The following is a 26,097-nucleotide window of genomic DNA, read 5'->3' as shown; positions in this document are numbered from 1 at the left end:
AAAACCAAATAACCAATTCAATACAATAAATTGGTATCAATAAAACTTGGCACACTATTGAGTTCTCAAACAACAACCACACCCGGCCAACACACCCGAAAAGCACCGAAAAAACCAGTAAACAATCCGCAACGATCAGCGCCGGAGCAACCACACAAACTTACCCGCCAGACCAGTGATAGTCAAATCTTCAGTTCAGGCCGGTGTTCGTTTCCCAGCAATTCTCATCGCCGAAATTTGAACACATGTTATCGAGCCTATATTTCAAGGCCGATGTCTTGGTCTTTTCCTGGACCGGACTGTTTGCCCGGCGGGGTACTAACTCTAACACCATCCAGCCGAGTTCACCAAACGGCAGGAAGATGTTCATCCACGGGCCCGGGGATCACATCTTCAGCGGTTGCAGGTACACGGCCCCGAGCGGCGGAATGCGCAACGCGAGCGAAGTTTTCTGGCCGTCCCAGGCCTCGGATTCGGCAGCCAGCTGGCCGCCGTTGAGGACATTGGAACCGCCAAATTCCGCACGGTCCGTGTTTAACACTTCTTCCCACGCGCCGCCCTGCGGCAGGCCCACCCGGTAGCCCTCATACGCGACGCCGGCAAAGTTAATAATGCACACCAGCGGGTTGCCGGCCTTGTCCCAGCGGATGAAGGACACGACATTGTGCGTGGTGTCCCCGCCATTGACCCAGGTGAAGCCTTCAGCCTTGTTGTCCTGTTCGGAGAGTGCCGGGGTGTTGGCGTAGACCCGGTTGAGTTCCTTCACCAACAGCTGGATGCCACGGTGCGGCGGGTTTTCGGCCAACCACCAGTCCAGTCCGTGTTGTTCACTCCACTCCGCTTCCTGGCCGAACTCAGTGCCCATGAAGATCAGCTGCTTGCCCGGGTGTGCCCATTGGAAGGCAAGGTATGCCCGGAGGTTGGCTAGCTGCTGCCAGCGGTCACCCGGCATTTTCCGCAGCAGCGAGCCCTTTCCGTGGACGACCTCGTCGTGGCTTATCGGGAGCAGGAAATTTTCCGTGAACGCGTAGACCAGGGAGAAAGTGATCTGGTTGTGGTGCCAGCCGCGGTTGACCGGATCCTCAGCCATATAGGTAAGGGAGTCGTGCATCCATCCCATGTTCCACTTGATGCCAAACCCAAGTCCATCAGCTGAGGTGGGGGCGGTGACCCCGGGGAACGCCGTGGACTCTTCAGCGATGGTGACCACACCCGGATTGCGGCGATAGGCGGTCGCGTTCATTTCCTGAAGGAAGCTGATGGCCTCGAGATTTTCCCGACCGCCGAAGCGGTTCGGGCTCCACTGGCCGTCCTCGCGGGAGTAGTCGAGGTAGAGCATGGAGGCAACGGCGTCGACACGAAGCCCGTCGATGTGGAATTCCTCGAGCCAGTACAGGGCATTGGCCACCAGGAAGTTGCGCACCTCGTTGCGGCCAAAGTCAAAGATGAGGGTGCCCCAGTCCGGGTGTTCGCCCAGGCGCGGGTCGGCGTGCTCGTATTGGGCGCCGCCGTTGAACTTGGCCAGGGCCCATTCGTCTTTGGGGAAATGGGCCGGAACCCAGTCCATGATGACCCCAATGCCGGCCTGGTGCAGCGAGTCGACTAGGAAGCGGAATTCATCCGGGTGCCCGAAGCGCGATGTCGGCGCAAAGTACGAGGTGACCTGATATCCCCATGATCCACCGAACGGGTGCTCGGACACCGGCATGAATTCAACGTGTGTGAACCCCAGCCACTTGACGTAGTCAACGAGCTCGGAGGCCATTTCACGGTAAGAGAGGCCTTGCCTCCATGAGCCAAGATGGACCTCGTAAACGCTCATGGGTGAGTTGTGCGGATCGCGGGCAGCCCGCGCGGCCATCCATTCCGCGTCTTGGAACGCGTAGTTTGACTCCACCACCCGCGACGCAGTCAGCGGCGGGACTTCGGTGCCGTACGCCATGGGATCGGCCTTTTCCAGCCACCGGCCGTCTTCGGTCAGAATCTCAAACTTGTAGCGCTCTCCGGCCGCGGCGTCTGGTATGAACAACTCCCACACCCCGCTGGTTCCGAGGCTGCGCATGGCGTGTCCACGGCCATCCCAGTTGTTGAATTCACCGATGACGCGCACTGCCCGCACGGCCGGAACCCACACCGCGAAACTGACACCGGTCACGTCTCCAAGGCCGGAATGATAGCGGCGCACATGGGCGCCAAGGGTGGTCCACAGCGTTTCGTGGCGGCCTTCCGCCATGAGGTGCAGGTCCAGTTCGCCCACCGTGGGCAGGTAGCGGTACGGATCGTCGGCCTGGTGCGTACCGTCGGCGTAGCTGACTTCCAGACGGTAGTCGGGGGCATGCCCGGCCTCCTCCGCCGGCACCACGGCAACCCAAATGCCGCCGTGTTCGTGCTTCATGGGGAATTGCCCGCTGTCCGTAACCACGGTCACCGACTTCGCCAGGTGGCGGAGGGTGCGAACGGTGGCAAATCCGTCGGAATCCAAATGGGCACCCAGCACCGAGTGCGGCGCATAGTAGGTTCCCTCGGAAACGCTGGCCAAGACTCCTGCATCGACTGCCAGAGGCGCGGTCTTCTTCAGTCCCATGTCCACACTACTTTCCCTTGTTTCAAACAAATCCTGAACGGCCTTTACCGGCACTCCAACCCAACCGGGTCGGTTTTGCAACTCATAAACAACCTCGTAAAGCGCCTTATCCAGCCACAATGACACAAAAAGCGTCGAATCCAATTCAATGGAGTTGGGCCGGACACTCTGGTAGCCGTCAATGAACGCCGCGCTGGAGGCCCGCACCCAGCGTGCAGCCTCCCCTGCGGTGACGGTTCCTTGGTTGGTGGCCTGCGCGCCAGCATAGCCAAGGGAGCGAAGCAGTCCCACCACGTCGCGCAGCGGCACGTCAGGACTCCTTCGCCCGGCCAGCGGCCGCATCGGCTCGCCCTCGAAGTCCAAAAGGTACCACGTGTTGCTTCCGGGGCCGTTGGCCTGAATGAGCTGGCCCAGGTGAAGGTCGCCATGGATGCGCTGCAGTGGGGGCAGGCGCCGCAAATAGCGCAACTGTGCCATGATATCCGCGAATGCCCCGTCGAAGGGCCCGACGACGGGGCGGGCCAGTTTCCAGGCCCAGGTGAGCCGGGCGGTAATCGCCTCCACAAACTCGTCGCGCTGTTCGTCCGAACCGGTGGTGGCGCCCAGCGAGTCGAGCAGGCTGCCATGGACGTGCGCCAGCGCCCTGCCGATGGCCCCGGCCTGGGCGGTGAAATCGCTGCCGCTGCCCGCGGCGGCCAGTGCCGTTTCCCAACCGTCCTGCCCGTTGGGGATGAAGGAATGGATGACAAAGAGTGTGGTCCCGGCAGGATCCCTGCTTGACCCCTCGAGCGGAGCCCCGGGGATAGCTGCCGGTTGCGGGGCCCGCAGGGTAGCTGCCGCATGCAGTTTGGGGACAAAGCTGCTGCCGGCCTGCGCCAGGGCCCTGCCGATCTCGGCTTCCGGGTGTGGACCGGGATGGAGCACCCGGAAGAACTTGGCAATGAGCGGTTGCCCCGCAAGCTCAAAGACCACCGAACTGTTGGACTGTTCGGTGCCCATGGTGCGTACGGCGTCAACGGATGTCGGGCCGGAACCCATGGTGCGTAGCGCGCCAACAGATGCCGTGCCGCCAGTGCCCTCAGTGCCGTCCGTGCCGTCAGTGCCTTCAATGCCGCGCGTGCCGACCGCCCTGTCAAAAATGGTGCCGCTGTGCCAGGCCTGCACTGCCTCCAACGGTGTGGCCCCGGAAATGACGCCCAGCCAGGCGCTCATAAAGGCGGGGTCGGCCAGGGCGTCGTACACCCACCCACCGGAAGGAAGCTCCCCCAGCAGTGCAGTCTCCGGCACGCCCCGCGGCCTTTGGCGGCACACGCCCAAGGGAACCTGCAGCGTGACGACCCGTCCGGCGTCGTGCGGGGAAGTGGCAGTACCGGCGGGCACGATGTCAACGAACAGGACGGTGAAATCGGTGTCGGGGCGGGGCTGCGGCAGTTCCAATGTGCCGGCCACGCGCACCGTGGCGCCTGCTCCGGCACCGCCCTTGAGGGGGTACCAGCGCTGCGCGGGCAGCCAGTCCGCCAGGAGGCCGGGGAGGGCGGCGTCCATCAGTGCCTGGCCAATCCGGCACCGCGAAGGGAGCGTGGTCCCGGGGAGGTGGTTGGCGACGGCATGCCTACCGCCGCACGTGCAGGATGTGGGCCGGTTCCAGGTGGGCGTCCAGCCGGAAGTAGTTTTGCTTGCCCCAGTTCCACGTGGCGCCGGTGATGAGTTCATCGACGATGAACGTGCCGTCCGGGGCGAGCCCGTCCAGTTCCAGGGCGTCCAGGTCCAGGGTGACCTGGCCTTCGCGCATGCTGTGCGGATCGACGTTGATGACCACGATGATGGTGTCCTTGCGGGCCGGGACGTCTGCAGTGGCCGCGATGTCCTTGTGCTTGCTGAAAACGAGCGTGGCCTCGTCCGAGCTCTTGTGCAGCGTCAGGTTTTCCAGGTCCAGAAGAGCCGGGTGGGCGCGGCGGATCTTGTTCAGCAGCGTGACGAAGGGTGCCAGCGACCGCCCAGCGGCCTCGGCGCCGGCGAAGTCCCGGGCCTTGTACTCGTACTTTTCGTTGTCGATGTTTTCTTCCGAGCCGGGCCGTGCCACATGTTCATAGAGTTCGTATCCGGCGTACATGCCCCAGAGCGGGCTGCCCAGGGCTGCCAGGATGGCGCGGATCTTGAACGCCGCCGGGCCGCCGTACTGCAGGTATTCGGTGAGGATGTCAGGGGTGTTGACAAAGAAATTGGGACGGAAGTAGCCGGCGGATTCGCGGCTGACGTGGTGCAGGTATTCCTCCAGCTCCTCCTTCGTGTTGCGCCAGGTGAAGTAGCTGTACGACTGCTGGAATCCGGCCCGGCCCAGCGCCGCCATCATGGCCGGGCGGGTGAATGCCTCGGCCAGGAACACCACCTCGGGGTTCTCGGCGTTGATGGTTCCGATGAGCCATTCCCAGAACCACACGGGCTTGGTGTGCGGATTGTCAACGCGGAAGATCTTCACGCCGTGGCCGATCCACAGGCGCACAATCCGCAGGATCTCCGCCGACAGTCCGGCGGGGTCGTTGTCAAAGTTCAGCGGGTAAATGTCCTGGTATTTTTTCGGCGGGTTCTCCGCATACGCAATGGTGCCGTCCACCCGGGTGGTGAACCATTCGGGGTGCCCGGTTGCCCAGGGGTGGTCCGGGGCGCACTGCAGGGCCAGGTCCAGCGCCACTTCCAGCTCCAGCTCATTGGCGGCGGCAACAAATGCGTCAAAGTCCTCGAAAGTGCCCAGGTCCGGATGGATGGCGTCGTGCCCGCCGTCCGCCGAACCAATGGCCCAGGGCGAGCCGGGATCGGCTGGGCCGGCCACCAATGTGTTGTTGGGGCCCTTGCGGTTGATGGCGCCGATGGGGTGGATCGGGGGCAGGTACACCACGTCAAAGCCCATGGCCGCGACCGCCGGGAGGCGCCGGGCCGCCGTCGTAAAGGTCCCACTCGTCCACACGCCCGTCCCGGGATGGCGCACTGCGCCTTCGGAACGGGGGAAGAATTCGTACCAGGCGCCGCGGCCGGCGGCGTCCCGCTCCACCTGCAGGGGGTAGTTGCGGCTGCGCGTCACCAGGTCCCGCAGCGGAAACCGTCCGACGGCGGCGCGCACCTGCGCGCTGGTGCCGGCGGCGAGGCGGTCGTTGGTGTTCAGCGTGGTGTCCGCGAGCACCTTGGCTGCATGTTTGAACGCCTTGGCGTCCCCGGCATGCGGGGTGTCCGTGGCGGCCTTGGCCACGAGCAGCCGGCCCTCGGCCAGCATGACGTCGACGTCCACGCCGGCGTCGATCTTCACCTGCGCGTTGTGGCTCCAGGTGGCATAGAGGTCCGTCCAACCTTCGACGGCGAACTGCCAGGCACCCTCCGCCGTGGGCGTGAGCGTGCCACCCCACGCGTCGGTTCCCTTGCCCAGCGGTATCATGGGCGTCCGCTGGACCTCCCTGCCGCTGGGGTCCAACAGCACGGCGGTGACACCAACGGCGTCGTGTCCTTCGCGGAAAACCACGGCGCGCACCTGCACGTCGCCGCCCCGCACCGCCTTGGCGGGGAACCTTCCATCTTCAATGACGGGCTGGACGTTGGTGACGGGGATGCGCCCGAAGCGCAGTCCCTGCCTGGGAGCCGGCACAGGGCGGGCCGCGGATGTCGCTGCGCCCGCCGCTGCGCTTGCTCCTGCGCCTGCTGCTGCGTGGCGTGCGGCTGGTGCTTGGGTGGCTGGCTTCGAGGTACTCACAAACAAGACGTTAGCGACTCCTGTCACCAAATGCGAAGGTCTGCGCCGATATTGGGCGTTTCAATCGTGTTAAGAACAATTTGCCCATGCGGGAAGGATTCGTTACGTCATGAAGGCGCGATTGTGTCGCTCCCGCAGTATTGCCGTTACGTTCATGGGTTATGGTGACCGGCATGAAGGCGATACGTAGGTTCACTGTCCGCACCGTTGTGCCCGGGCCGATTGGCGCGCTCCCCCGCCTTGCCACCAACCTGCGCTGGTCGTGGCATCTGCCCACCCGACGGCTCTTTGAATCGCTGGACCCGGTGTTGTGGGAGGACGCCCGGCACGATCCGCTGGCCATGCTTGCCGCGATCTCCCGCGAGCAGCTCAATGCCCTGGCGGAAGACCCGGAGGTGGTGGCCCGGGTGGCCGAGGCGGACCGCAGCCTCGCCGTGTACCTGGACGAGCCGCGCTGGTACCAGTCCCTTGGTGGGGACGCCCCGAAAACCATTGCCTATTTTTCCCCGGAATTTGGCATTAGCGAAGTGCTTCCGCAGTACTCAGGAGGCCTGGGCATCCTGGCCGGAGACCACCTGAAATCCGCCTCCGACCTGGGCGTTCCGCTGATCGGCGTCGGGCTGCTGTACCAGGCCGGCTATTTCAAGCAGTCCCTGTCCAGGGATGCCTGGCAGCAGGAAACGTACCCCTTGCTGGATCCCGATGCGCTGCCGTTGACCCTGCTCCGCGAGGACGACGGCGCCCCGGTGCAGATTTCGCTGCCGCTGCCCGAGGGCCGCGTGTTGCGCGCCCATATTTGGCGCGCCGACGTGGGCAGGGTGCCGCTGCTGCTCCTGGACTCGAACGTGGCCGAGAACGACGCGGCCGCCCGTGGCGTGACCGACCGGCTGTACGGCGGCGGTGGGGACCACCGGCTGACCCAGGAACTCCTGTTGGGCATGGGCGGCGTGAAGGCACTGCGCGTGCATGCCCGCCTCACCGGCACCCCGGCGCCGGAAGTGTTCCACACCAACGAGGGCCACGCCGGTTTCCTGGGCATTGAGCGCATCCGCGAACTCATGGACCCGGCGCTCACGGCCAACCCGCTGTCCTGGGCCGAGGCCCTGACGGCCGGGCGGGCCTCCACCGTCTTCACCACCCACACCCCGGTGCCGGCCGGAATCGACCGTTTCCCCCGCAGCATGATTGAGCACTTCTTTGCCGGCGAGCTGGCCCCGGGCGTCCCCGTGCATGAGATCCTTGCCCTCGGTGCGGAGAACTACGACGGCGGCAATCCCGACGTGTTCAACATGGCCGTCATGGGCCTGCGCCTGGCCCAGCGCGCCAACGGCGTGGCCAAGCTGCACGGCGTGGTCTCCCGCGAAATGTTCTCCGGCCTGTGGCCGGGATTTGACCACGACGACGTCCCCATCACCTCCGTGACCAACGGCGTCCATGTGCCCACCTGGGTTGACCCGCAACTGGCCCAGCTCGCGCGGGAGAAATTTGGCGCGGATGTGCTGGACGGTCCTGACTGGTCCAAGGTCTACGAGGTCGGCGACTCCGACGTCTGGGCCTTGCGCCGCCGCCTGCGCTCGGCGCTCGTGGCCGATGCCCGCCGCCGCCTGCGTTCCTCTTGGAAGAAAAGGGGTGCCGCGGACGCGCAGCTGGCCTGGACGGACTCCGCCCTGGACCCGGACGTGCTGACCATCGGTTTTGCCCGCCGCGTTCCCACCTACAAGCGGCTGACCCTGATGCTGCGCGACCCCGCCCGGCTCAAGGCGCTGCTGCTGCACCCCGAGAACCCCATTCAGCTGGTGATCGCAGGGAAGTCACACCCGGCCGACGATGCGGGCAAGAAGATGATTCAGGAACTGGTCCAGTTCACCGACGATCCGGAAGTCCGGCACCGGATTGTGTTCCTGCCCAACTACGACATCGCCATGGCGCGCACACTGTTCCCCGGCTGCGACGTCTGGCTGAACAACCCGCTGCGGCCCCTCGAGGCGTGCGGCACCTCCGGCATGAAGGCAGCCATCAACGGTTCACTGAACCTGTCCGTCATGGACGGCTGGTGGGATGAACTCTACGACGGCGAAAATGGCTGGGCCATCCCCACGGCCAACCAGGGCACCAGCGATGAGGAACGCGACGACATCGAGTCGGCCGCACTTTACGAACTTCTTGAGACGCAGGTGGCGCCGCGGTTCTACGGCGACCTGGTGTCCGACGGCGCCGGTGCGGCCGGGCCGTCACATCCGGGCAGCGGGGGGCTGCCTTCACACTGGATTTCCATGATCAAGCACACGATCTCCAAGCTTGGCCCCGCGGTTTCAGCTGAGCGGATGGTGCAGGAATATGTACAGCGCCTCTATCAGCCGGCCGCCGCTGCGGGACGGGCGGCACAAGACGGCGACTATGCCGCCACGAAGGAATTTTCAGCCTGGATTGGCAGGGTCCGCTCCGAATGGGGCGGCATCCGCGTTGAGCACGTTGAGTCCCATGGGCTCGCGGACGAACCGCAGATTGGCCAGGCGCTGGCGGTCCGGGCCAATGTGTTCCTGGGCGGGCTGACCCCCGACGACGTCGCCGTCTCCGTTTCCTACGGACGGGTGGGCGACTCCGACGAGCTCAGCGACACCCGCACCCTGGCACTGGATTCGGCCGTGGACCTCGGCGGCGGCCGGCACCAGTTTGTGGCCGAGCTGGTCATTGACCGTTCCGGCAGCTTTGGCTACGGCGTGCAGGTACTCCCCCGGCATGCCTCCTTGGCAAATTCGGCGGAACTGGGCCTGATCGTCACGGCGTAGCGGAAACTCTGGCCGCGGCCGCACCGGTCAGGGCTTGGGGAGCCCGTTGCGGTAGATCTGGATCGTGTTTGCCTCGACCGGGACCGATTCCCCTGCCCGGACCCGCGGCACGGCACGGGGCAGGCTGAACGACGGTTCGCCGTCGTCGTCCAGGTAGGCGCCGGACGTGGTCATGCGCAGCTTGTAGGGGTGCGGCACCACGGATGGGTCCTCGGCAAAGCGCGGGTTGGCCGGCAGAGTCACATCCTCGTCGGTGATGCCGGCGTTGAAGACAACGAGGCCGTCCACCTGCCCATTCGGCGAGCCCATCAGCATGGTGAGGACGCGTTCGTGCGGGTTGGTCCAGCGTTCAGGGGTCATGGCCAGCCCGTCAGCGCCAAACCAGTGGATGAAGGATTCGCCGCCGCGCGTCGGGTAGCTGCTGGGCTGCTCGGACAGGAAATCCTTGCGGATCTGCACGAGTCGCTTCGTCGCCGCCAGCATGGTCTTGGCCTCGTCATCCATGGACCAGTCCAGCCAGGCAATCTCGTTGTCCTGGCAGTAGGCGTTGTTGTTCCCGCCCTGGCTGCGCCCGAGCTCGTCCCCGGCCGTGATGAGCGGGATGCCAAGGGCCAGCAGCAGGGTGGCCATCATGTTCCGGGCGGTCCGGGCGCGCTGGGCCAGGATTACGGGGTCGTTGGCGATCCCCTCCACCCCGTGGTTCCAGCTTCTGTTGTCGGCGTTGCCGTCCCGGTTGCCTTCCTGGTTGTCCTCGTTGTGCTTTTCGTTGTACGCGGTGAGGTCCGCCAAGGTGAAGCCGTCGTGGGCGGTGATCAGATTTACCGAGGCCATCGGGCTGCGGCCGGACTGGGCAAACAATTCGGCGGAACCGCCCAGCGCGTCGCCAAACTTGGCCAGGCTGCCTTGGTGGTGGCCGTCGAATTTGGCGGCACGGTCGCTGAGCCACACCTCGCGGACGTTGTCGCGGAAGGAATCGTTCCAGTCCGACCAGCCCGTGGGGAAGTTTCCGGTCTGCCAGCCGCCGTAGCCCACGTCCCATGGCTCGGAGATCAGCTTGGTTGACGCCAGGACGCCGTCAGTGGCCGCAGCCAGCAGGAACGGATGCTGGTTGGTGAATTCGTGGTCCCCGTCCCGTGCCAGGGACACGGCCAGGTCAAAGCGGAAGCCGTCAATGTGGAATTCCTCCACCCAGTATCGGAGCGAGTCCATGGCCATCTTGATGACGTTGGGATTGCCAAAATTCAGCGTGTTTCCACACCCCGTGGTGTCAAAATAGCTGCCGTCGCGCATGCGGTAGTACTGTTCCTCGGCCAGCCCGCGCCAGCTTAACGCGGGGCCGCCCTGACCGCCCTCGGCAGTGTGGTTGTAGACCACGTCCAGGATGACCTCAATCCCGGCCAGGTGAAGCAGCTTCACCATGCCCTTGAGCTCGGCCTGCACCGCCTCCGGGCCGCGTTCACGGGCCTGGGCACTGGCGTACTTCACGTGCGGGGCGAAGTAGCCCAGCGTGTTGTAGCCCCAGTAGTTGCTCATGCCGGTGCCGTCCAGGTGCGGCTCGTCAATGTGGAAGTGGATGGGCAGAAGCTCGACGGCGGTCACGCCCAGCTCTTGCAGGTGCTTGATGATGGAGGGGTGTGCCATCCCGGCATACGTGCCGCGGATCTCCTCGGGGACTTCCGGGTGCAACATGGTCTGGCCGCGCACGTGCGCCTCGTACATCACGGAATTGCGCCGCGGAGTCCGCGGGCTCTTGGACTCACCCCAGTCAAAGTCCGACTGCATGCGCACCGAGGTGTACTTCACGGCACCGTCGGTGCCCGTTCGTTCGTCGATGTAGCGGCCATATGGGTCCAGAAAGAGCTGGACCACTTCGGGGTCAATGTTGCCTTCGAGGCCGTCCCGGGTGCCGGCATAAAAACCGTATCGGGAGCCCACCGGCAGGCCCGTGACCAGGCCGTGGTGTACGCCGTCGGACATGTCCGGCAGCAGGATGGCCTTCCATGTGCCTTCCGGCGGCTGGAAACACAACACGACATGGTCCAGGGCAGGGGCGTAGACGGCCACGTTGACTGTGTCCGGCGCATTCTCACGGGGGCGGGCGCTGACACCGAGCGGAAAGCGCCGCGAGAGCGTCGTCCCCAGCGTGCTCACATCTTCAACTACGGTATCGGGCATATCAGGCCTTGGCCGCCCGCTGCTTGGAAATTTCGTACAGGCTGATACCCACCGCCATCGACGCGTTCAGGGATTCCATGGCGGAGTTGATGGGAATGGAAACTATCTGGTCGCAGTTTTCCCGCACCAGTCGGGAGAGACCCTTCCCTTCGGAGCCGACCACCAGACAGATGGGGTCCGTCGCCAGGCCGAGGTCGGGCAGCGAAACGTCGCCGTCGCCGTCGAGCCCGAGCACAAAGTAGCCCATCTTTTGGAACGCACCGATGGCGCGGTTCAGGTTCGGGGCCTTGGCCACGGGCACGCGCACGGCGGCACCGGCGCTGGTCTTCCAGGCGGCCGCCGTCATGCCGGCACTGCGGCGTTCGGGGATGATGACTGCCTGCCCGGAGAATGCGGACACGCTGCGGATGATGGCGCCGAGGTTGCGGGTGTCGGTGATTCCGTCCAATGCGACGATGAGGGGGGCGTTGGCGATGTGGCCCTTTTTCCACTTGTCCATGACCTCGCCGGCCTTGTCCACGGCGTCTTCATATTCATACGGCGGGATCTGCAGGACCAGGCCCTGGTGGATGGCGTCCTCGGTGAGGCGGTCCAACTCTGGCTTGTGTGCTTCCAGCAGCGGGATGCCCCGTTCGGTGGCCAGCTTAATGGACTCACGCACGCGCTCGTCCATGTCAACGCGGACGGCCACATACAGCGCCTTCGCGGGGATGCCGGCACGCAACGCCTCAACCACGGAATTGCGGCCCGTGACCAATTCCTCGGTGGCGCGACCCTTGGGGCCGCTGCTGCGGCGGGGCGCGGCGGAACGGGGTTCGTCGCCACGCTTGGCGGCGGAGCGCTCGGCGAGCTCCTTGTTCTTGTACGCCTTGTGGTAGGGGCGCTCCTCCGCCTTCGGAGTGGGACCCTTGCCTTCAAGCGCCTTGCGGCCCAGCCCGCCTGTGCCCTTGCTGGGGCCCTTCTTGAGCTTGCGGACGGCGCCGGAGCGGGAACTGTTGGCCATGGTAAAACCCTTACGATTGGTGCGGTGCCGTTGTCTTCCTGGCCCCGAAGTTCTTTAAAAATTCGTGCCCGTGGACGCTTTTAGGCACACGGGAATACGCGGGAATGCAAACCCGTAGCTATCAGCTTACGGCCTGCACCCCGATTTTGTGATATGCAGGCAGGAACGTGCGCAGCCTCACCCCGGGCGGGTGCGCGAAAACCCGTGCCAACACCCGCTGCCACCAGGAACGCTCCCTTCGGGGCCACAACGGAGAACGCTAGCTCAGCTTCGGGCTCGAATTTGGGAACCCTCCCTCACCCGGTGAGGGAGGGTCGTGGAAAAGCTCCCATTATGTGAGGGAGGGTTTTGGATTCGCCCACCAAAGGGAGGTGAGGGAGGGTTGGCAAAAAGTGCCCCGATTGTGAGGGAGCGCTGGTTGGCGGCTACTTTTTCAGGGACCAGATGGAGCCGTCTGCGGAATCGGCAATGTCGATGCCGGCCGCGGCCAGTGTGTCCCGGATCCTGTCCGATTCGGCCCAGTTCTTCTCTTTCCGCGCCTGCGCCCGTGCCGCCAGCTGGGCGTTCACCAGCACGTCCAGGGCGGCAGTTTCAGCCGTAGCGTCACCGCCGCGCTGCCACTGGGCTTCGGTTGGGTTGATCCCCAGTGCGTCGGTCATGCCCATGACACCCTGGAGCGCAAGGAGGGTCCCGGCATCGTCCCTGGCGGCCAGGGCCGTGTTGCCGGCGCGCACGGTATCGTGGAGCACAGCGAGGGCGGCGGGGATGTTCAGGTCGTCGTCCATGGCGGCGCGGAAGGCGTCGGGCAGCTTCGCAACCAAGCCAAAGTCGCCACCCGGGAAGAGCTTGGCGAGCGCCGCGTGCATGAAGGTTTCAATGCGTTCGACGGCGGCCGCGGCCTCCGTGAGAGAGCCCGGGCGGTAGTCCAGCACGGAGCGGTAATGCGCCTGGCCCAGATAGTAGCGGACCACGAGCGGGCGGGCGATTTCCAACATTTCCCGCGGGTTGATGGTGTTGCCGATGGACTTGGACATCTTTTCACCCAGGTAGGTGACCATCCCGTTGTGCATCCAGAAGCTTGCGAAGCCGTGGCCGGCCGCCTGCGACTGGGCCATCTCGTTTTCGTGGTGTGGGAAGCGCAGGTCCAGGCCGCCGCCGTGGATGTCGAACTCGGTGCCGAGGTATTTGGTGACCATGGCCGAGCATTCCAGGTGCCAGCCCGGCCGGCCGGCGCCCCACGGGGACTCCCAGCGGGCCGTCTCCGGCTCGCCCTCCTTGAAGCCCTTCCACAGCGCAAAGTCGCGTGGGTCGCGCTTGCCCCGGGGGTCGGCGTCGGCCGCGGCCTGCATGTCGTCGATGTTTTGGTGCGTCAGGGACCCGTATTTGGCCCAGGAACGCACGTCGAAGTACACGTCGCCCGAATTGTCCGGGGCAGGATAGGCATGCCCCCGCTCAATGAGCTGTGCGACGAGGGCGTGCATCTCCGGGATGTGGCCGGTGGCGCGGGGCTCGTAGGTGGGCTTGAGAATGCCGAGGGCGTCGTAGGCGTCCTCGAAGGCCTGCTCAAAGCGGTACGCAAGCGCCCACCAGGGCTCGTTGTTTTCGGCGGCCTTGACCAGAATCTTGTCGTCTATGTCCGTCACGTTGCGTACCACCGTGACATCGAGGCCGCTGGTCTGCAGCCAGCGGGTCAGCTGGTCGAAGGCAAGGGCAGAGCGGACGTGGCCGATGTGCGGCTCGCCCTGCACGGTGGCGCCGCAGTAGTACAGGGAGACGCGGCCTTCCTTCAGCGGGACAAAGTCACGGACGGCGGCGGTGGCGGAATCATAAAAGCGCAGGGTCACGGCTCTAGGTTATCCCCTTGGGCGGTGGCGTGCCCGTCCGCGGGCCCGGTGGCGTGCCCGTCCGCGGCCCCGGTGGCGTGCCCGTCCGCGGCCCCGGTGGCCGGCACGACGGCTGGCTGCCCGGTTTGCACCACGAGCGCCGTGGCGACAGCGGTGATGCCTTCGCCGCGGCCTGTGAATCCCAGCCCGTCGAAGGTGGTGGCGCTGACGGACACGGGTGCGCCGGCCGCCTGGCTGAGTGCGGCCTCGGCCTCCAGCCTCCGCGGACTGAACTTGGGCCGGTTCCCCACAAACTGGACGGCAATGTTGCCTATGTCAAAGCCGGCCGCGCGGACAATGCGCGCGGCTTCGGCGAGCAGCGAAACCCCGCTGGCACCCTTCCATTCGGGCCGGTCGGTGCCGAAGTGGCTGCCAAGGTCGCCCACCCCCGCGGCCGAAAACAGGGCGTCCGCGGCCGCGTGGGCGACGGCGTCGCCGTCGGAATGGCCGGACAGGCCTCTCTCGCCTTCCCACAGCAGGCCGGCCAGCCAGAGGGGAACCCGGCTGCCGGCGTCGTCCGTTTCCGCGGCAAAGGCGTGGGTGTCGATGCCTATCCCGGTGCGGGGCAGCACGGCCCCTGGGTTTGCCCCTGCCACGGCTATCCCTCCACCCAACGTGGGCGCAGCGGCCCCTGCAGCATGGCTTCGCCCAGCAGGAGGTCCATGGGCGTGGTGATTTTCAGGCTGTGGGTGGATCCCTGGACCACGTAGACGTCCTCCCCGATCGCTTCGACCAGCATCGCGTCGTCCGTGATTTGTGCGGCCGCGGCGGCGTCCAGCGTCAGGGCGTAGGCGTGGGCCCGGCGCAAGGTGTCCAGCTCAAACCCCTGCGGCGTTTGCACGGCCCGCAGCAGGTGGCGGACCGGCGTGCCCGACACTTTCTCCACGCCGGCACCGGTGGCGGGCAGCTCGGCGGGAGTCACGGTCTTGATGGTGTCCGCCACGGCAAGGGCAGGGATCACGGCCTTGGCGCCGTCACGCAGGGCCGCGACCACCCGGTCAAACACTCCGGAGGGCGTGAGCGGCCGGGCGGCGTCGTGCACCAGGACGGTGCCAACGCCGCTGTCGATCACGGCCAGGGCCGCGCGGACGGAGTCGGACCTGTCCGTCCCTCCGTCGACCACGTTCCACACCATGTCCGGCCCAGCTCCGGACTCCGCGGCAAGCTGATGGCAAATCTCCACCATGGCGGCGTCGTCCTGCGGCACTGCGATGCAAATTTGCGTGGCGATGCCGGCTTTCACCACGCCCCTGATGGCATGGGCCAGCATGGGCTCCCCGCCCAGCGGGACCCGGGCCTTGGGGATGCCGTGCCCCAGCCGCTGTCCGGAACCGGCGGCAACAATCACGACGGCGCAGGGGCCGCCCACTTGCTCATTCATGACTCCACACTATCCCCGGCATGAAAAGAACCCCGGCACCGTGGGTGTCGGGGTTCCTTTCCGGGATTTGCCTGCCGTTTGCACGGCCGGCACTCCTGCAGCTGTTGCTACGAGGCCAAAACCTCGTCAAGGACTTCAGCGGCCTTGTCCTCGTCTGTCTTTTCAGCCAGGGCAAGCTCCGAAATCAAGATCTGGCGGGCCTTGGCCAGCATGCGCTTCTCACCTGCGGACAGGCCGCGGTCGTGGTCGCGGCGCCAGAGGTCGCGCACAACCTCGGCAACCTTGATGACGTCACCGGAAGCCAGCTTTTCCAAGTTGGCCTTGTACCGGCGGGACCAGTTGGTGGGTTCCTCCGTAAATTCCGCGCGGAGCACTTCAAATACGTGCTCCAGCCCTTCCTTGCCCACAACGTCGCGAACCCCTACAAGGTCAACGTTCTCCGCGGGCACTTCAATCGTTAGATCCCCCTGGGCAACCTTGAGCTTGAGATACATCTTCTCTTCACCCCGAACAGTGCGCATCTTGATCTCTTCGATCTTTGCCGCACCGTGATGTGGGTAAACTACTGTCTCGCCGACCTCAAAAAGCATGTGGATTCTCCCTTTCCAATACTTCTACTTTACCACGTTAAAGCACCCTCCCCCTTGAGTTTCCGCAGGTCAGGGCCGCGTGAAGATACGCTTACCGCGCAATTGCTCCAACAATTGGAATTTATCCGCACCCTTGACTAAATGCCCACAAGGTGCACTGGCGGCCCCGCACAATACACGCTTCACTTCGAGAAGGGGCGCAAAAGCGTGCTTTTGGCCCATGAGCGGATAAGCTGGTGCCAGATATTTTGTCTTTTTCCATGAGGAGTTACTGACGTGAGAATCGCTGCCGGCATTCCCGGAGCCAATCGAGTACGGCGCCTGAGCCTGATTGCCGCCATTGGCGTTGGTGCCATGGCGTTTACCGGCTGCAGTGCCATCAACGCGCAAAGCACCACCATGGTCTACTCGGCCTCGGACGGTGTCCGGCTGAACATGGGCAGCCTGGAACTGCGCAATGTGATGATTGTTTCCAACGGCGCGGACGCCCCCGGACGCGTTTTGGGCACCTTCTACAACACCTCCACGTCCGACATCACGCTGACCATCAGCGGCGCCCAGGGATCCCAGACGGAGATCACCGTCAAGCCGGGCGTTCCGACGGTCCTCAACGGCGCCAACGACGCGGCCATCCTCAGCACCGTCACGGCCCGGCCCGGCGCCATGGAAGTTCTCCAGCTGCGTCAGTCCGGGGGCACCACCGATACAGGCTCCCTGAACGTGCCCGTCCTGGACGGCACCCTGGCGGAGTACAAGCCGCTGGTGCCCACCGCAACACCCACGCCGTAGCTTTCACGCACAAAAGGGGCCGGCCATCTCATTGTGAGATGGCCGGCCCCTTTTGTGCCCTGCTTTATGCCCTTTGTGGGCCGGGCTGGCGTGCTGCCGGGCTCAGGCCGCCGGACTGGCGTGCCGCCGGGCTCAGGCCGCCGGGCTGGCGTGCCGCCGGACTGGCGTGCCGCCGGGCTGGCGTGCCGCCGGGCTGGCGTGCCGCCGGGCTTAGGGCTCAAACTTGTAGCCGAGCCCGCGCACCGTCACCAGGAAACGGGGCGCCGCCGGGTCCGGCTCGATCTTGCTGCGGATCCGCTTGACATGCACATCCAGGGTCTTGGTGTCACCCACATAATCGGCGCCCCAGACCCGGTCGATCAGCTGGCCGCGCGTGAGTACGCGCCCGGCGTTGCGCAGCAACATTTCCAGCAGTTCAAATTCTTTCAGCGGGAAGGACACGCCCTCGCCGTGCACTGTCACCACGTGCCGCTCCACATCCATGCGGACCGGGCCAGCGTGCACGGTGGAGCTGACAAGTTCCTCCGGTTCGCCCTGGCGGCGCAGCACGGCACGGATGCGGGCAATCAGTTCCCGGGAGGAATAGGGCTTCGTGACGTAGTCGTCGGCGCCAAGCTCCAGCCCCACCACCTTGTCAATCTCCGAGTCCTTGGCCGTGAGCATGATGATGGGAACGCCGGAGCGCTGGCGCAGCTGCTTGCACACCTCGGTGCCGCTCATGCCCGGCAGCTGCAGGTCCAGAAGCACCAGATCGGCGCCGCTGCGTTCAAAGGCCACCAGGGCGTCCAGCCCGTCGTCCGCCACCTCCACCTCATACCCTTCCCTGCCCAGCAGGAACGACAGGGGATCGCTGATGGATTCCTCGTCTTCGACAATCAAGATCCGGCTCACGCGTGGTTGCTCCTTGTAGGTCATCTTGTGGTTCAGCTACGGTACCGACCGGCTGGAAGGCTCCGGCCGGCGTCGTTCGTGGAAAGTTGTGGCAGGCGCACGGTGAACGTGGACCCCGTCTTGGGCGCGGACCACAGCGTAACCTCCCCGCCGTGGTTGCCCACGATGTGCTTGACGATGCTCAGCCCCAGGCCCGTTCCGCCGGTGTGCCGCGAACGGGCCGCATCCACCCGGTAAAACCGCTCGAACACGCGTTCCTGGTCCTGCGGGTCCATGCCGTCGCCCTGGTCCGACACGCTCACGCTGACGACGCCGTCCCGCACCGACAGCCCGATGCCCACCTGGGTGTTTTCCGGCGAGTAGCGCACCGCGTTGTCGATCAGGTTCCGCAGCGCCGTCACCAATTGCGGCGCGTCGCCGTGGACGTGGGCGGGGATGGCGGGACCGACGGCGATGGCGATGTTCCTGTTTTGGGCCGGCAGGCGGGTCCGGTCCACGGCCTCGGCGATAACGGCGTTCATGTCCACGTCCGTGCCGGCCTGGGCCACGTCCTTGCTCTGCAGCCGGGAGAGCTCAATGATGTCCTGGACCAGGGCGGCCAGGCGGGCGGCTTCGGTGATCATCCGGGATGCGAAGCGGCGCACCGTGGCTTCGTCGTCCGGGGAGGATTCCAGCGCCTCGGCCAGCAGCGAAATGGCCCCGACAGGCGTTTTTAGTTCGTGCGAGACGTTGGCGACGAAGTCGTTTCGGACCGCCTCGGTTCGGGCGATCTCCGTGCGGTCATCGGCCAGCAGCAGGATGTATTCCTCGCCCAGCGGAGCCACGCGAACCTGGACAACCAAGGTGCCCTGGGCGGGGACGTTGTCGAAGGTCCCCGACGCCGGGGCGGCCGGCGCACCCGGGTGCGCGGCCGGCGTCGTGCCCGGGGAGGCGCCGGTGGAAGTGCCGGTGCCCGGCAGGACGACGCGCGGCAGGATGAGGTTGCGTTCCTCGATGACGCCGTCGCGGCGCACCCGGTGGGCCAGGTCCAGCAGTTCCTGATGGACCACGGTGTGGCCGCGGACCAGGCCGAAGGCGTAGGCGCCGGGGCTGGCACGCACCACGCCGTCCACAATGTCAATGACGATGAACGCCTTGCCCACCACGGAGAGAATCTCGGCGGCACCTTCGGGCAGCGAGGGCTCGCGGACGTCTACGGTCTGCCGGCGCGATCGTTCACTGGCGCTGAAGGCGAGCATGCCGAACACGCCCAGGGCCAGGCCGATCAGTCCGGCGGCAACTCCAATCAGCAAAGGGTTCACGTTCCAAGACTATGCGCACTCTTCACCCCGTTTACCTCAAAGTGGGCTCCCTTGGCCGGCCGTTCAGCTAACGTTCACTTCGTAGTGCCGCCGCGTTCACCCTCGGGTGGCAGGGTAGGTCATGATCGAGCCCAACTGTGCGTTGGGCTGTCCATGAAAGGAATCACGCGTGCGCAAAGTTTTTCAGGCAGAACTTCACCAAATCGGGGAGGGCTTGATTGAAATCTCGTCGTTGGTCATTGATGCCATCGAAAATTCCACCACCGCATTTGCCGCAGCGGATTTGGAGGCTGCCGAGCAGGTCATTGCCGCCGACGCCCGCATTGACTTCCTGCAGAACGACCTCGACGAGCGCGCAATTGACGTGCTCGCCCTGCAGGGGCCCGTGGCCAGCGACCTGCGCATGATTGTCGGCTCGCTGCGCATGAGCGCATCGCTGGAGCGCATGGGCGACCTGGCCCGGCACATCTCCCAGCTGACCCGCCTGCGCTACCCGAACCAGGTGATTCCGGCGCAGCTGCAAGCCACGTTCGCGGAGCTGGCGGCGCTTGACATCGTCATCGCCAGGAAGGTCGCGGAGCTGCTGGACACGCGCGACCTGGAGCTCGTCAACGACATCCTGACCGCCAAGGCCTCGATCAGCAAGCTCCACAAGACGGTGTTCTCCGCCATGGGCTCCCCGGACTGGCACGAAACCCCGGCCACCACCGTGGACGTCACCCTGGCCAGCCGCTACTTTGAGCGTTTTGGCGACCATGGGGTCTCCGTGGCCCGCAAGGTCTCCTACCTGGTCACCGGCGAATGGCAGCCCGAGGACTTCCTGGCCGGCTAGTCTTCCCGCTTGGCCCGCCTGCTTTGCAAGATCCTTGCAAAAATGAGCCCGGTCCCGCTAAATGATCCCGGAATCCCGGTGTCAGAAAGCGGGACCGGGCTCATTTTCTGTGGGAGGGCGTGGGGTACGACGGCGGCGGGTGACCCTTTTGTCCAAGGTGACCCGCCGCCGTCGTACTTTCCCCGGTGAGGGGCTAGTTCTTGCCCTGGTTGGCGACAGCCTGAATGGAGGCCGCGGCGGCTTCCGCGTCCAGATACGTGCCGCCGGGGGTGATGGGGACGAAGTTCTCGTCCAGTTCGTACACGAGCGGGATGCCGGTGGGGATGTTCAGGGCCGCGATGGCGTCGTCGGAGATGCCGTCCAGGTGCTTGACCAGGGCGCGCAGCGAGTTTCCGTGGGCCGTGACCAGGACGGTCTTGCTGGCCTTGAGGTCTTCCTTGATGTCCGATTCCCAATAGGGCAGCAGACGGACTAGGACGTCCTTGAGGCATTCGGTGCGCGGCAGGGCGTCGCCGAGGTCCGCGTAGCGCGGGTCGTGGGCCTGGGAGAACTCGCTGTCGTCGGACAGCGGCGGCGGCGGGGTGTCATAGCTGCGGCGCCATTGCATGAACTGCTCCTCGCCGTACTCGGCCAGCGTCTGGGCCTTGTCCTTGCCCTGCAGGGCGCCGTAGTGGCGTTCGTTCAGGCGCCAGTCGCGCTTGACGTCAATCCAGCCGCGGTCGGCCGCCTCCAGCGCGAGGTTGGCTGTGTTGATGGCGCGCTTCAGGCGCGAGGTGTACAGCACGTCCGGGAGCAGCTTGTTCTCCACCAGCAGCTCGCCGCCGCGCACTGCTTCACCGCGGCCCTGGTCGTTGAGGTCAACATCCACCCATCCGGTGAACAGGTTCTTGGCATTCCACTCACTGTGTCCATGGCGAAGCAAAATCAGCGTATAAGTCATGGTTTCATCCTAGCGGCAGCCGCTCCACGGGCCCGAAATCCCTGGAATGCTACGCCGCACTTTGAAGCTGCGCGCACTTGGGGGCTGGCGGGGCGCCACCTGGCAATTAGCGAAGTGCTGGTCCCCAACGGCGCGCAGATTCAAAGGTTGCTTCCGGCATGCGCTCCGCAGGGCTCCACTCGTGCGCATGCTGGAACTCCACTTCCAGCATGCGCCGAATTCGGCCTGGATTCTGCGCATGATGCACTCTGCGCAGAACTCCCCACGAATTAAGCGCATGCGTGAACCGCGCTTCCACCATGCGCCGTACTGGGGGCTGACTTCCGCGCATGGGTGAACGCAGCTTGCCGTATGTGCAGAACCGGGGTCCAGCCCTGCGCATGTATGAACACATAGCCGGCCGTGAGCCTCACCACGTTCTTGCAGCCGTGCGCGGGCCGGCACTTATTCTTAATCAGTGGTTCAACGCGCCCAAAGGGTCAAAAAAGCTTCCACCGGCCCTGCACAACGCGACATTGTTCCGCGTGATGCCGGCCGGTCCCGCATCACACCCTTTGGCAACGCCACCCGCGGCACCACCAACCCGAACCGCCTGCGCCGAGTGGACCGCTGGCTGGCAGGACCGGAGGCCTGGCGGCTGCGCAGGGACCGGTCCCCCGGAAGCGCCCCCCTGGTGGTGGATCTGGGCTACGGCGGCTCCCCCACCACCGCCGTGGAACTCTACGCGAGGATCCATGCGGTCTGCCCCGACGCACACGTCACGGGCATTGAAATTGAGCCTGAACGCGTCCGCGTCGCCAAGCCCCTGGAGCACGACGGCCTGGACTTCCGCGTCGGCGGGTTTGAAATCCCCGTCCCGGGACATGCCACGATGGTCCGCGCCTTCAACGTCCTGCGCCAATACGACGAGGCCGACGTCCGGCTGATCTGGGACACCGTCCGTTCGCGCCTGTCGCCCAATGGCATTTTTGTCGACGGCACCTGCGACGAGATCGGCCGCCGCAGCACATGGGTGGCACTGGACGCGTCGGGACCTCAAACGCTCACCATCTCCATGCGGTTTGGTTCCTTCAAGCGGCCCTCCGACGTTGCCGAGCGCCTGCCCAAGGCCCTCATCCACCGCAACGTTCCGGGCGAGAGGATCAACGACTTTTTGCAAGCCCTGGACCAGCATTGGCTGGCGGCCGCCCCGCTGGCACCGTTTGGAATCCGGCAGCGCTGGCTGCTGATGTGCCAGGGGATGTACGACGGCGGCTGGCCCGTCGCGCGCAATCCGTCCCGGTGGCGCCTGGGCGAACTGACGGTGGCCTGGTCGGCCGTCGCGCCGGGCCTGGACGAAGCCTAGTCCACCGGCGCTTTTAGCGCTGTTACCAGGAAGTACCCCGGGTTTGGTTGCCGCGGCCGCGGCCGCGCACCTCGGCCAGCGCCGGGCGGACATCAGCCAGGTACACACCGGCCACGGTCGCCCCCGCAAGGTTGATGATCATGAGCATGCCCATGTTCGGCGCGACAAGGGCCGTTGCCGCCGGCAGCAGATAGAGGAAGCCGAAGAACGTTGAAACCGCCGTCAGGGCTCCCCAAAATTGCTTGGAGCGCTTGCTGACGCGCTGAAAATCCGCGGCAGGCGTGCGCAGGCAGTCGGTCAGGGCCCAAATTTGGACGCCAAGGGCGACGGCACCCAGCACCGCCAGGATGAAAAAGGTCGCAGCATAGAGGAAGAAGCTCACGTGACTAGCCTAACGGGTGGAACGGTCCGGCAACACGCGGTGCTGCACGGAACAGCGCCGGCGCCGGTTCGGCGGACCCTTATTGGGCCTTTCCGGCCGCTCCGCCTGTCCGGCAGACCCCGCCGCTCCGGCCGATCCGGCCTTATCCCGCGGGCCCTGCCGCTCCGCCTGTCCGGCAGACCCCGCCGCTCCGGCCTTATCCCGCGGACCCTGCCGCTCCCGCGGACCCTGCCGCTCCGCCTATCCGGCAGACCCCGCCGCTCCGGCCGATCCGGCCTTATCCCGCGGACCCTGCCGCTCCCGCCGATCCGGCCGCCCCCGCCGATCCGGCCGCCCCCGCGGCTCCCGCCGCCTCCAGCGCCTGCGCCAGGTCGTTCCAGAGGTCCTCAACGTTTTCAATGCCCACGCTCAGCCGCAGCAGGTTGACGGGCACCGAGTCGGGCTCATTCGCGTGGCGCCGGCGGCGCTCAATGAGCGACTCCACCCCGCCCAGCGACGTGGCGGGGGTCCACAACCGCAGCGCCTCAACCAACGCGTTGGCGGCTGCCTCGCCGCCGGCCATCTCAATGCAAAGGATGGAGCCAAAGCCGAGCATCTGATCCCTCGCGCGGCGGTGGCCGGGGTCGGAGTCGAGCCCGGGAAACAAGACCCTGTCGACGCCGTCGTGCACGTCAAGGCGCTTGGCCAGCTCCAAGGCGTTGGCCTGGGACCGCTCCAACCGCAGGGCCAGTGTGCGCAGGCCGCGCAGCGCCAGCCAGGCCTCGAACGGCCCGGCGATGGCGCCGTGGATTGAACGGTAGTGCAGCAGGGCGTGGCGCAGCCTGTCATCCGAGGTGACCAGGGCGCCCAGGATGACGTCGGAATGGCCGGAAAGGTACTTGGTCACCGAGTGCAGCACCAGGTCGCTGCCCAGTTCCAGCGGCTTCTGGACCAGCGGTGTGCAAAAGGTGTTGTCCGTGACCGTGATTGCCCCCACGGCCTTGGCGGCACGGCACAGGACACGGAGGTCGGCAATCTCCAACATCGGATTCGTCGGGCTTTCCAGCCACAACATGTCAGCGGCCTTTTCGCCGGCACCGGTCAGGGCAGCGAGGACTTCGTCGTTGTTGGCGATGTCCACGGTGCGCAGGGTAAACAGTCCCTTGGCCGCTTGTTCCTGCGCCATGACCAGGGCTCCCTGGTAGGAATGCCGTGGCATGACCAGCACGCCCCCCACCGGGATCAGCGACAGCGCCGCGGCAACGGCCGCCAGCCCGGAGCTGAAAATCAGGGCCGGCAGGGTGGCGCCTTCAAGCTCCGAGAGGGCATCCTCCAGCGGATCCCACGTGGGGTTGGAGTAGCGGCCGTAGGCCCTGTCCCCGTCCACAACCTGGCCGGTCCCCACATAGGTGGAGGACAGCACGATGGGCGGGTTGACCGCCGCGTCATGCTCGCGGGCGGGCCGGCCGGCGGCCACCACCACCGTATCCGGGCTCAGCTCATTGGGGTGGGAGGAAGGTTCATGCGTCATACCCTTCAGATTAGTGCCCTGTCTCACCGTGGAAGAAACTTCATGACGGTGCCCTGTGGACAACGCGGGGACGCTGTCAGCGTTGGCCGGTAGGCTGGGGGCGTGACTTTCCCATCTGCCGCACGGCCCGGCCTGTTCATTGCCCTTGAGGGCGGGGACGGGGCCGGGAAATCGACCCAGGCCACCCTGCTGGCGCAGGCCCTGTCCGACGCCGGCCGCACTGTCCTGCGGACCCGTGAACCGGGCGGGACCCCCGTGGGCGAAAAATTGCGTTCGCTGGTGCTGGACCACGGCCAGGGCGAGATCGACGCCCGCTGCGAGGCGTTGATCTTTGCCGCCTCCCGTGCTGCCCACGCCAGCCAGGTCATTGCTCCGGCCGTGGCCCGGGGCGAGATCGTCATCAGCGACCGCTACATCGACTCCTCCATTGCCTACCAGGGCGCAGGCCGCGGGCTGGGCCCCGGTGAGGTCCAGCGGCTCAACGAGTGGGCCACCGCCGGGCTGTGGCCGGAGCTGACGGTGCTGCTGGACGTCACTCCGGAGGACGGCCGCAGCCGCCGTACGGCCGGGGACGCCGCCGAGGACCGCCTTGAATCGGAACCGGACCACTTCCACTCCGAGATCCGCCAGGCCTTCCTTAACCTGGCCGCGGCCCGCCCGGAACGCTACCTGGTGCTGCGCGCCGGCCGTCCGGTGGACGAGCTGGCGTCGGCCATCCGCACGCGCGTTCTCGGCCTGCTGGCCGCCAGGGAAGCCGGGTCGGCATGAGCGTCTGGGTGGACCTGCAGGGACAGGGGCCGGTGGTGGAGCAGCTTCGCCGGGCCGCCCAGTCCAGCACCCCCACACACGCCTGGCTGCTCACGGGCCCGCCCGGCTCCGGCCGCTCCAACGCGGCCCTGGCCTTCGCCGCGGCCCTGGTCTGCGAACGCGAACAGCTGGCAGAACGCGGCTGCGGCGTGTGCAAGGCCTGCCACACCACACTGTCCGGCACCAACGCGGACGTCAGGTTTATCGCCACGGAAAAAACCACCATCACCATCGAGGAGGCCCGGGAGCTGGTCCGCAAGGCCCACGACAGCCCGTCCTCGTCCCGCTGGCGGGTGATGATTGTCGGCGACGCCGACCGCATGGCCGAACGCACCACCAACGTACTCCTGAAAGCCATTGAGGAACCGCCGCCGCGAACCATCTGGATCTTGTGCGCGCCAAGTCCGGCGGACGTCCTGGTCACCATCCGCTCCCGCTGCCGGACCCTGACCCTGCGCGTGCCCCCGGTCGAGGACGTGGCCGCACTGCTGGTGCGCCGCGACGGCATTGAGCCGGGGCTTGCCCTGCACGCCGCCCGTGCCGCCCAGAGCCACATCGGCATTGCCCGCCGCCTGGCGTCCGACGCCGGTGCGCGGGAACGGCGCGACGCGATAGTCCGCCTGCCGTTCTCCCTGCGCGACGTCTCCGCGGCCGTGCGCGCGGCGGGCAGCCTCCTGGAACTGGCGCAGGCGGAGGCGGCGTCCTCCAATGAGGAACGCGATGTCGAGGAAAAAGCCAACTTGCTCCGCTCCCTCGGCGCACCGGAGACGGGCATGCTGCCCCCACCCATGCGCGCCCAGGTCCGGGCCCTGGAGGAAGACCAGAAGCGGCGCTCCAAGCGCTCGGTGACGGACCAGCTCGACCGGGCCCTGACCGACCTGCTCTCCTTCTACCGGGATGTGCTGGTACTCCAGCTGGCAGCGCAGGGAGGCTCCGGCGTCGGGCATTCCAGCGCGGAGGCAAGCCACGGCGGCGCCTTGGAGCTGGTCAACGAGTCCCTGCGCGGGGACCTGGCCGAATTCGCCGCCCGCGGCCGCCCCGAGGCCACCCTGGCGCGCATGGACTCCATCAATGCCGTGCGCCGCCGCCTGACCACCACCAACGTCGCCCCGCTTTTGGCCCTTGAAGCCATGGCCGTCAGCCTGCTCTAGATTCG

The 26,097-nt window shown here is 66.0% G+C and carries 19 protein-coding genes; 6 read left to right on the top strand and 13 right to left on the bottom strand.

Features of this window, described 5'->3' with window-relative positions; genetic code table 11:
* Nucleotides 1-385: 385 nt before the first annotated feature.
* Together glgB and CVV68_RS02060 are read right to left on the bottom strand one after the other, a co-directional pair.
* On the bottom strand, nt 386-4,129 hold the full coding sequence (gene glgB / locus CVV68_RS02065; protein ID WP_110499321.1) for a 1,4-alpha-glucan branching protein GlgB: 3,744 nt from the start codon (nt 4,127-4,129) through the stop codon (nt 386-388).
* 67 nt (nt 4,130-4,196) lie between these two features.
* Nucleotides 4,197-6,218 carry an alpha-1,4-glucan--maltose-1-phosphate maltosyltransferase gene (locus tag CVV68_RS02060; RefSeq protein WP_110499320.1) on the bottom strand — a complete coding sequence of 674 codons (2,022 nt, stop codon included), beginning with the start codon at nt 6,216-6,218 and terminating at the stop codon, nt 4,197-4,199.
* A gap of 278 nt (nt 6,219-6,496) precedes the next feature.
* Between CVV68_RS02060 and glgP the strand changes: the two genes are divergently transcribed.
* On the top strand, nt 6,497-9,112 hold the full coding sequence (glgP, locus tag CVV68_RS02055; RefSeq protein ID WP_211320689.1) for an alpha-glucan family phosphorylase: 2,616 nt from the start codon (nt 6,497-6,499) through the stop codon (nt 9,110-9,112).
* A gap of 27 nt (nt 9,113-9,139) precedes the next feature.
* Here the strand turns inward: glgP and glgX are convergent, their stop codons facing one another.
* From glgX to CVV68_RS02025, 6 genes are all read right to left on the bottom strand, one after another.
* Entirely contained in the window at nt 9,140-11,287 is a 2,148-nt protein-coding gene (gene glgX / locus CVV68_RS02050) for a glycogen debranching protein GlgX (protein ID WP_110499319.1), read from the bottom strand.
* Nucleotide 11,288: 1 nt separating this feature from the next.
* Nucleotides 11,289-12,290: a 23S rRNA (guanosine(2251)-2'-O)-methyltransferase RlmB gene (gene rlmB, locus CVV68_RS02045; RefSeq protein ID WP_110499318.1), complete on the bottom strand. Its 1,002-nt coding sequence runs from the start codon at nt 12,288-12,290 to the stop codon at nt 11,289-11,291.
* A 425-nt stretch (nt 12,291-12,715) separates the two neighbouring features.
* Nucleotides 12,716-14,134, bottom strand: a complete 1,419-nt coding sequence (cysS, locus tag CVV68_RS02040; protein ID WP_110499317.1) for a cysteine--tRNA ligase — start codon at nt 14,132-14,134, stop codon at nt 12,716-12,718.
* A complete protein-coding gene (gene ispF / locus CVV68_RS02035) occupies nt 14,131-14,745 on the bottom strand; it encodes a 2-C-methyl-D-erythritol 2,4-cyclodiphosphate synthase (RefSeq protein ID WP_110499361.1) in 615 nt (204 codons plus the stop codon). Before ispF ends, cysS begins: the two co-directional genes overlap by 4 nt.
* Nucleotides 14,746-14,771: 26 nt before the next feature.
* The gene (gene ispD, locus CVV68_RS02030; protein WP_110499316.1) at nt 14,772-15,554 is read right to left on the bottom strand and encodes a 2-C-methyl-D-erythritol 4-phosphate cytidylyltransferase; all 783 of its coding nucleotides are present in this window, start codon (nt 15,552-15,554) and stop codon (nt 14,772-14,774) included.
* A gap of 107 nt (nt 15,555-15,661) precedes the next feature.
* Complete coding sequence (locus CVV68_RS02025) at nt 15,662-16,144, bottom strand: CarD family transcriptional regulator (protein WP_110499315.1); 483 nt, start codon at nt 16,142-16,144, stop codon at nt 15,662-15,664.
* A 276-nt stretch (nt 16,145-16,420) separates the two neighbouring features.
* On the opposite strand from CVV68_RS02025, the gene CVV68_RS02020 reads away from it, so the two are divergent.
* Nucleotides 16,421-16,933: a hypothetical protein gene (locus CVV68_RS02020; RefSeq protein WP_245933272.1), complete on the top strand. Its 513-nt coding sequence runs from the start codon at nt 16,421-16,423 to the stop codon at nt 16,931-16,933.
* A gap of 210 nt (nt 16,934-17,143) precedes the next feature.
* Here CVV68_RS02020 and CVV68_RS02015 read toward each other — a convergent pair whose 3' ends face one another.
* Together CVV68_RS02015 and CVV68_RS02010 are read right to left on the bottom strand one after the other, a co-directional pair.
* Nucleotides 17,144-17,824 (bottom strand): response regulator, encoded by a 681-nt coding sequence (locus CVV68_RS02015; RefSeq protein WP_110499314.1) that lies wholly within the window; start codon nt 17,822-17,824, stop codon nt 17,144-17,146.
* 32 nt (nt 17,825-17,856) lie between these two features.
* Nucleotides 17,857-19,125: a sensor histidine kinase gene (locus CVV68_RS02010; RefSeq protein WP_245933271.1), complete on the bottom strand. Its 1,269-nt coding sequence runs from the start codon at nt 19,123-19,125 to the stop codon at nt 17,857-17,859.
* Between the two features lie 169 nt (nt 19,126-19,294).
* On the opposite strand from CVV68_RS02010, the gene phoU reads away from it, so the two are divergent.
* The gene (gene phoU, locus CVV68_RS02005) at nt 19,295-19,957 is read left to right on the top strand and encodes a phosphate signaling complex protein PhoU (protein WP_110499312.1); all 663 of its coding nucleotides are present in this window, start codon (nt 19,295-19,297) and stop codon (nt 19,955-19,957) included.
* A 193-nt stretch (nt 19,958-20,150) separates the two neighbouring features.
* Here phoU and CVV68_RS02000 read toward each other — a convergent pair whose 3' ends face one another.
* Nucleotides 20,151-20,897, bottom strand: a complete 747-nt coding sequence (locus CVV68_RS02000; protein WP_110499311.1) for a phosphoglyceromutase — start codon at nt 20,895-20,897, stop codon at nt 20,151-20,153.
* 457 nt (nt 20,898-21,354) lie between these two features.
* Between CVV68_RS02000 and CVV68_RS01995 the strand changes: the two genes are divergently transcribed.
* Nucleotides 21,355-22,242, top strand: a complete 888-nt coding sequence (locus CVV68_RS01995) for a class I SAM-dependent methyltransferase (protein WP_438502604.1) — start codon at nt 21,355-21,357, stop codon at nt 22,240-22,242.
* Nucleotides 22,243-22,264: 22 nt separating this feature from the next.
* Here CVV68_RS01995 and CVV68_RS01990 read toward each other — a convergent pair whose 3' ends face one another.
* Both CVV68_RS01990 and CVV68_RS01985 read right to left on the bottom strand, forming a co-directional pair.
* The gene (locus tag CVV68_RS01990; protein WP_245933270.1) at nt 22,265-22,624 is read right to left on the bottom strand and encodes a DUF2516 family protein; all 360 of its coding nucleotides are present in this window, start codon (nt 22,622-22,624) and stop codon (nt 22,265-22,267) included.
* A 277-nt stretch (nt 22,625-22,901) separates the two neighbouring features.
* Nucleotides 22,902-24,134, bottom strand: a complete 1,233-nt coding sequence (locus CVV68_RS01985) for a trans-sulfuration enzyme family protein (RefSeq protein ID WP_110499310.1) — start codon at nt 24,132-24,134, stop codon at nt 22,902-22,904.
* 102 nt (nt 24,135-24,236) lie between these two features.
* Here CVV68_RS01985 and tmk point away from each other — a divergent pair, with 102 nt between their 5' ends.
* Together tmk and CVV68_RS01975 are read left to right on the top strand one after the other, a co-directional pair.
* Nucleotides 24,237-24,902, top strand: coding sequence for a dTMP kinase (tmk, locus tag CVV68_RS01980; protein ID WP_110499309.1), 666 nt, complete (start codon nt 24,237-24,239; stop codon nt 24,900-24,902).
* Nucleotides 24,899-26,092, top strand: coding sequence for a DNA polymerase III subunit delta' (locus CVV68_RS01975; protein ID WP_110499308.1), 1,194 nt, complete (start codon nt 24,899-24,901; stop codon nt 26,090-26,092). Before tmk ends, CVV68_RS01975 begins: the two co-directional genes overlap by 4 nt.
* Nucleotides 26,093-26,097: the final 5 nt, after the last annotated feature.

It is taken from the genome of Arthrobacter livingstonensis (genome assembly GCF_003219815.1).
Classification (GTDB): Bacteria; Actinomycetota; Actinomycetes; order Actinomycetales; family Micrococcaceae; genus Specibacter; species Specibacter livingstonensis.
This window is presented reverse-complemented; position numbering and strand designations above follow the sequence as displayed.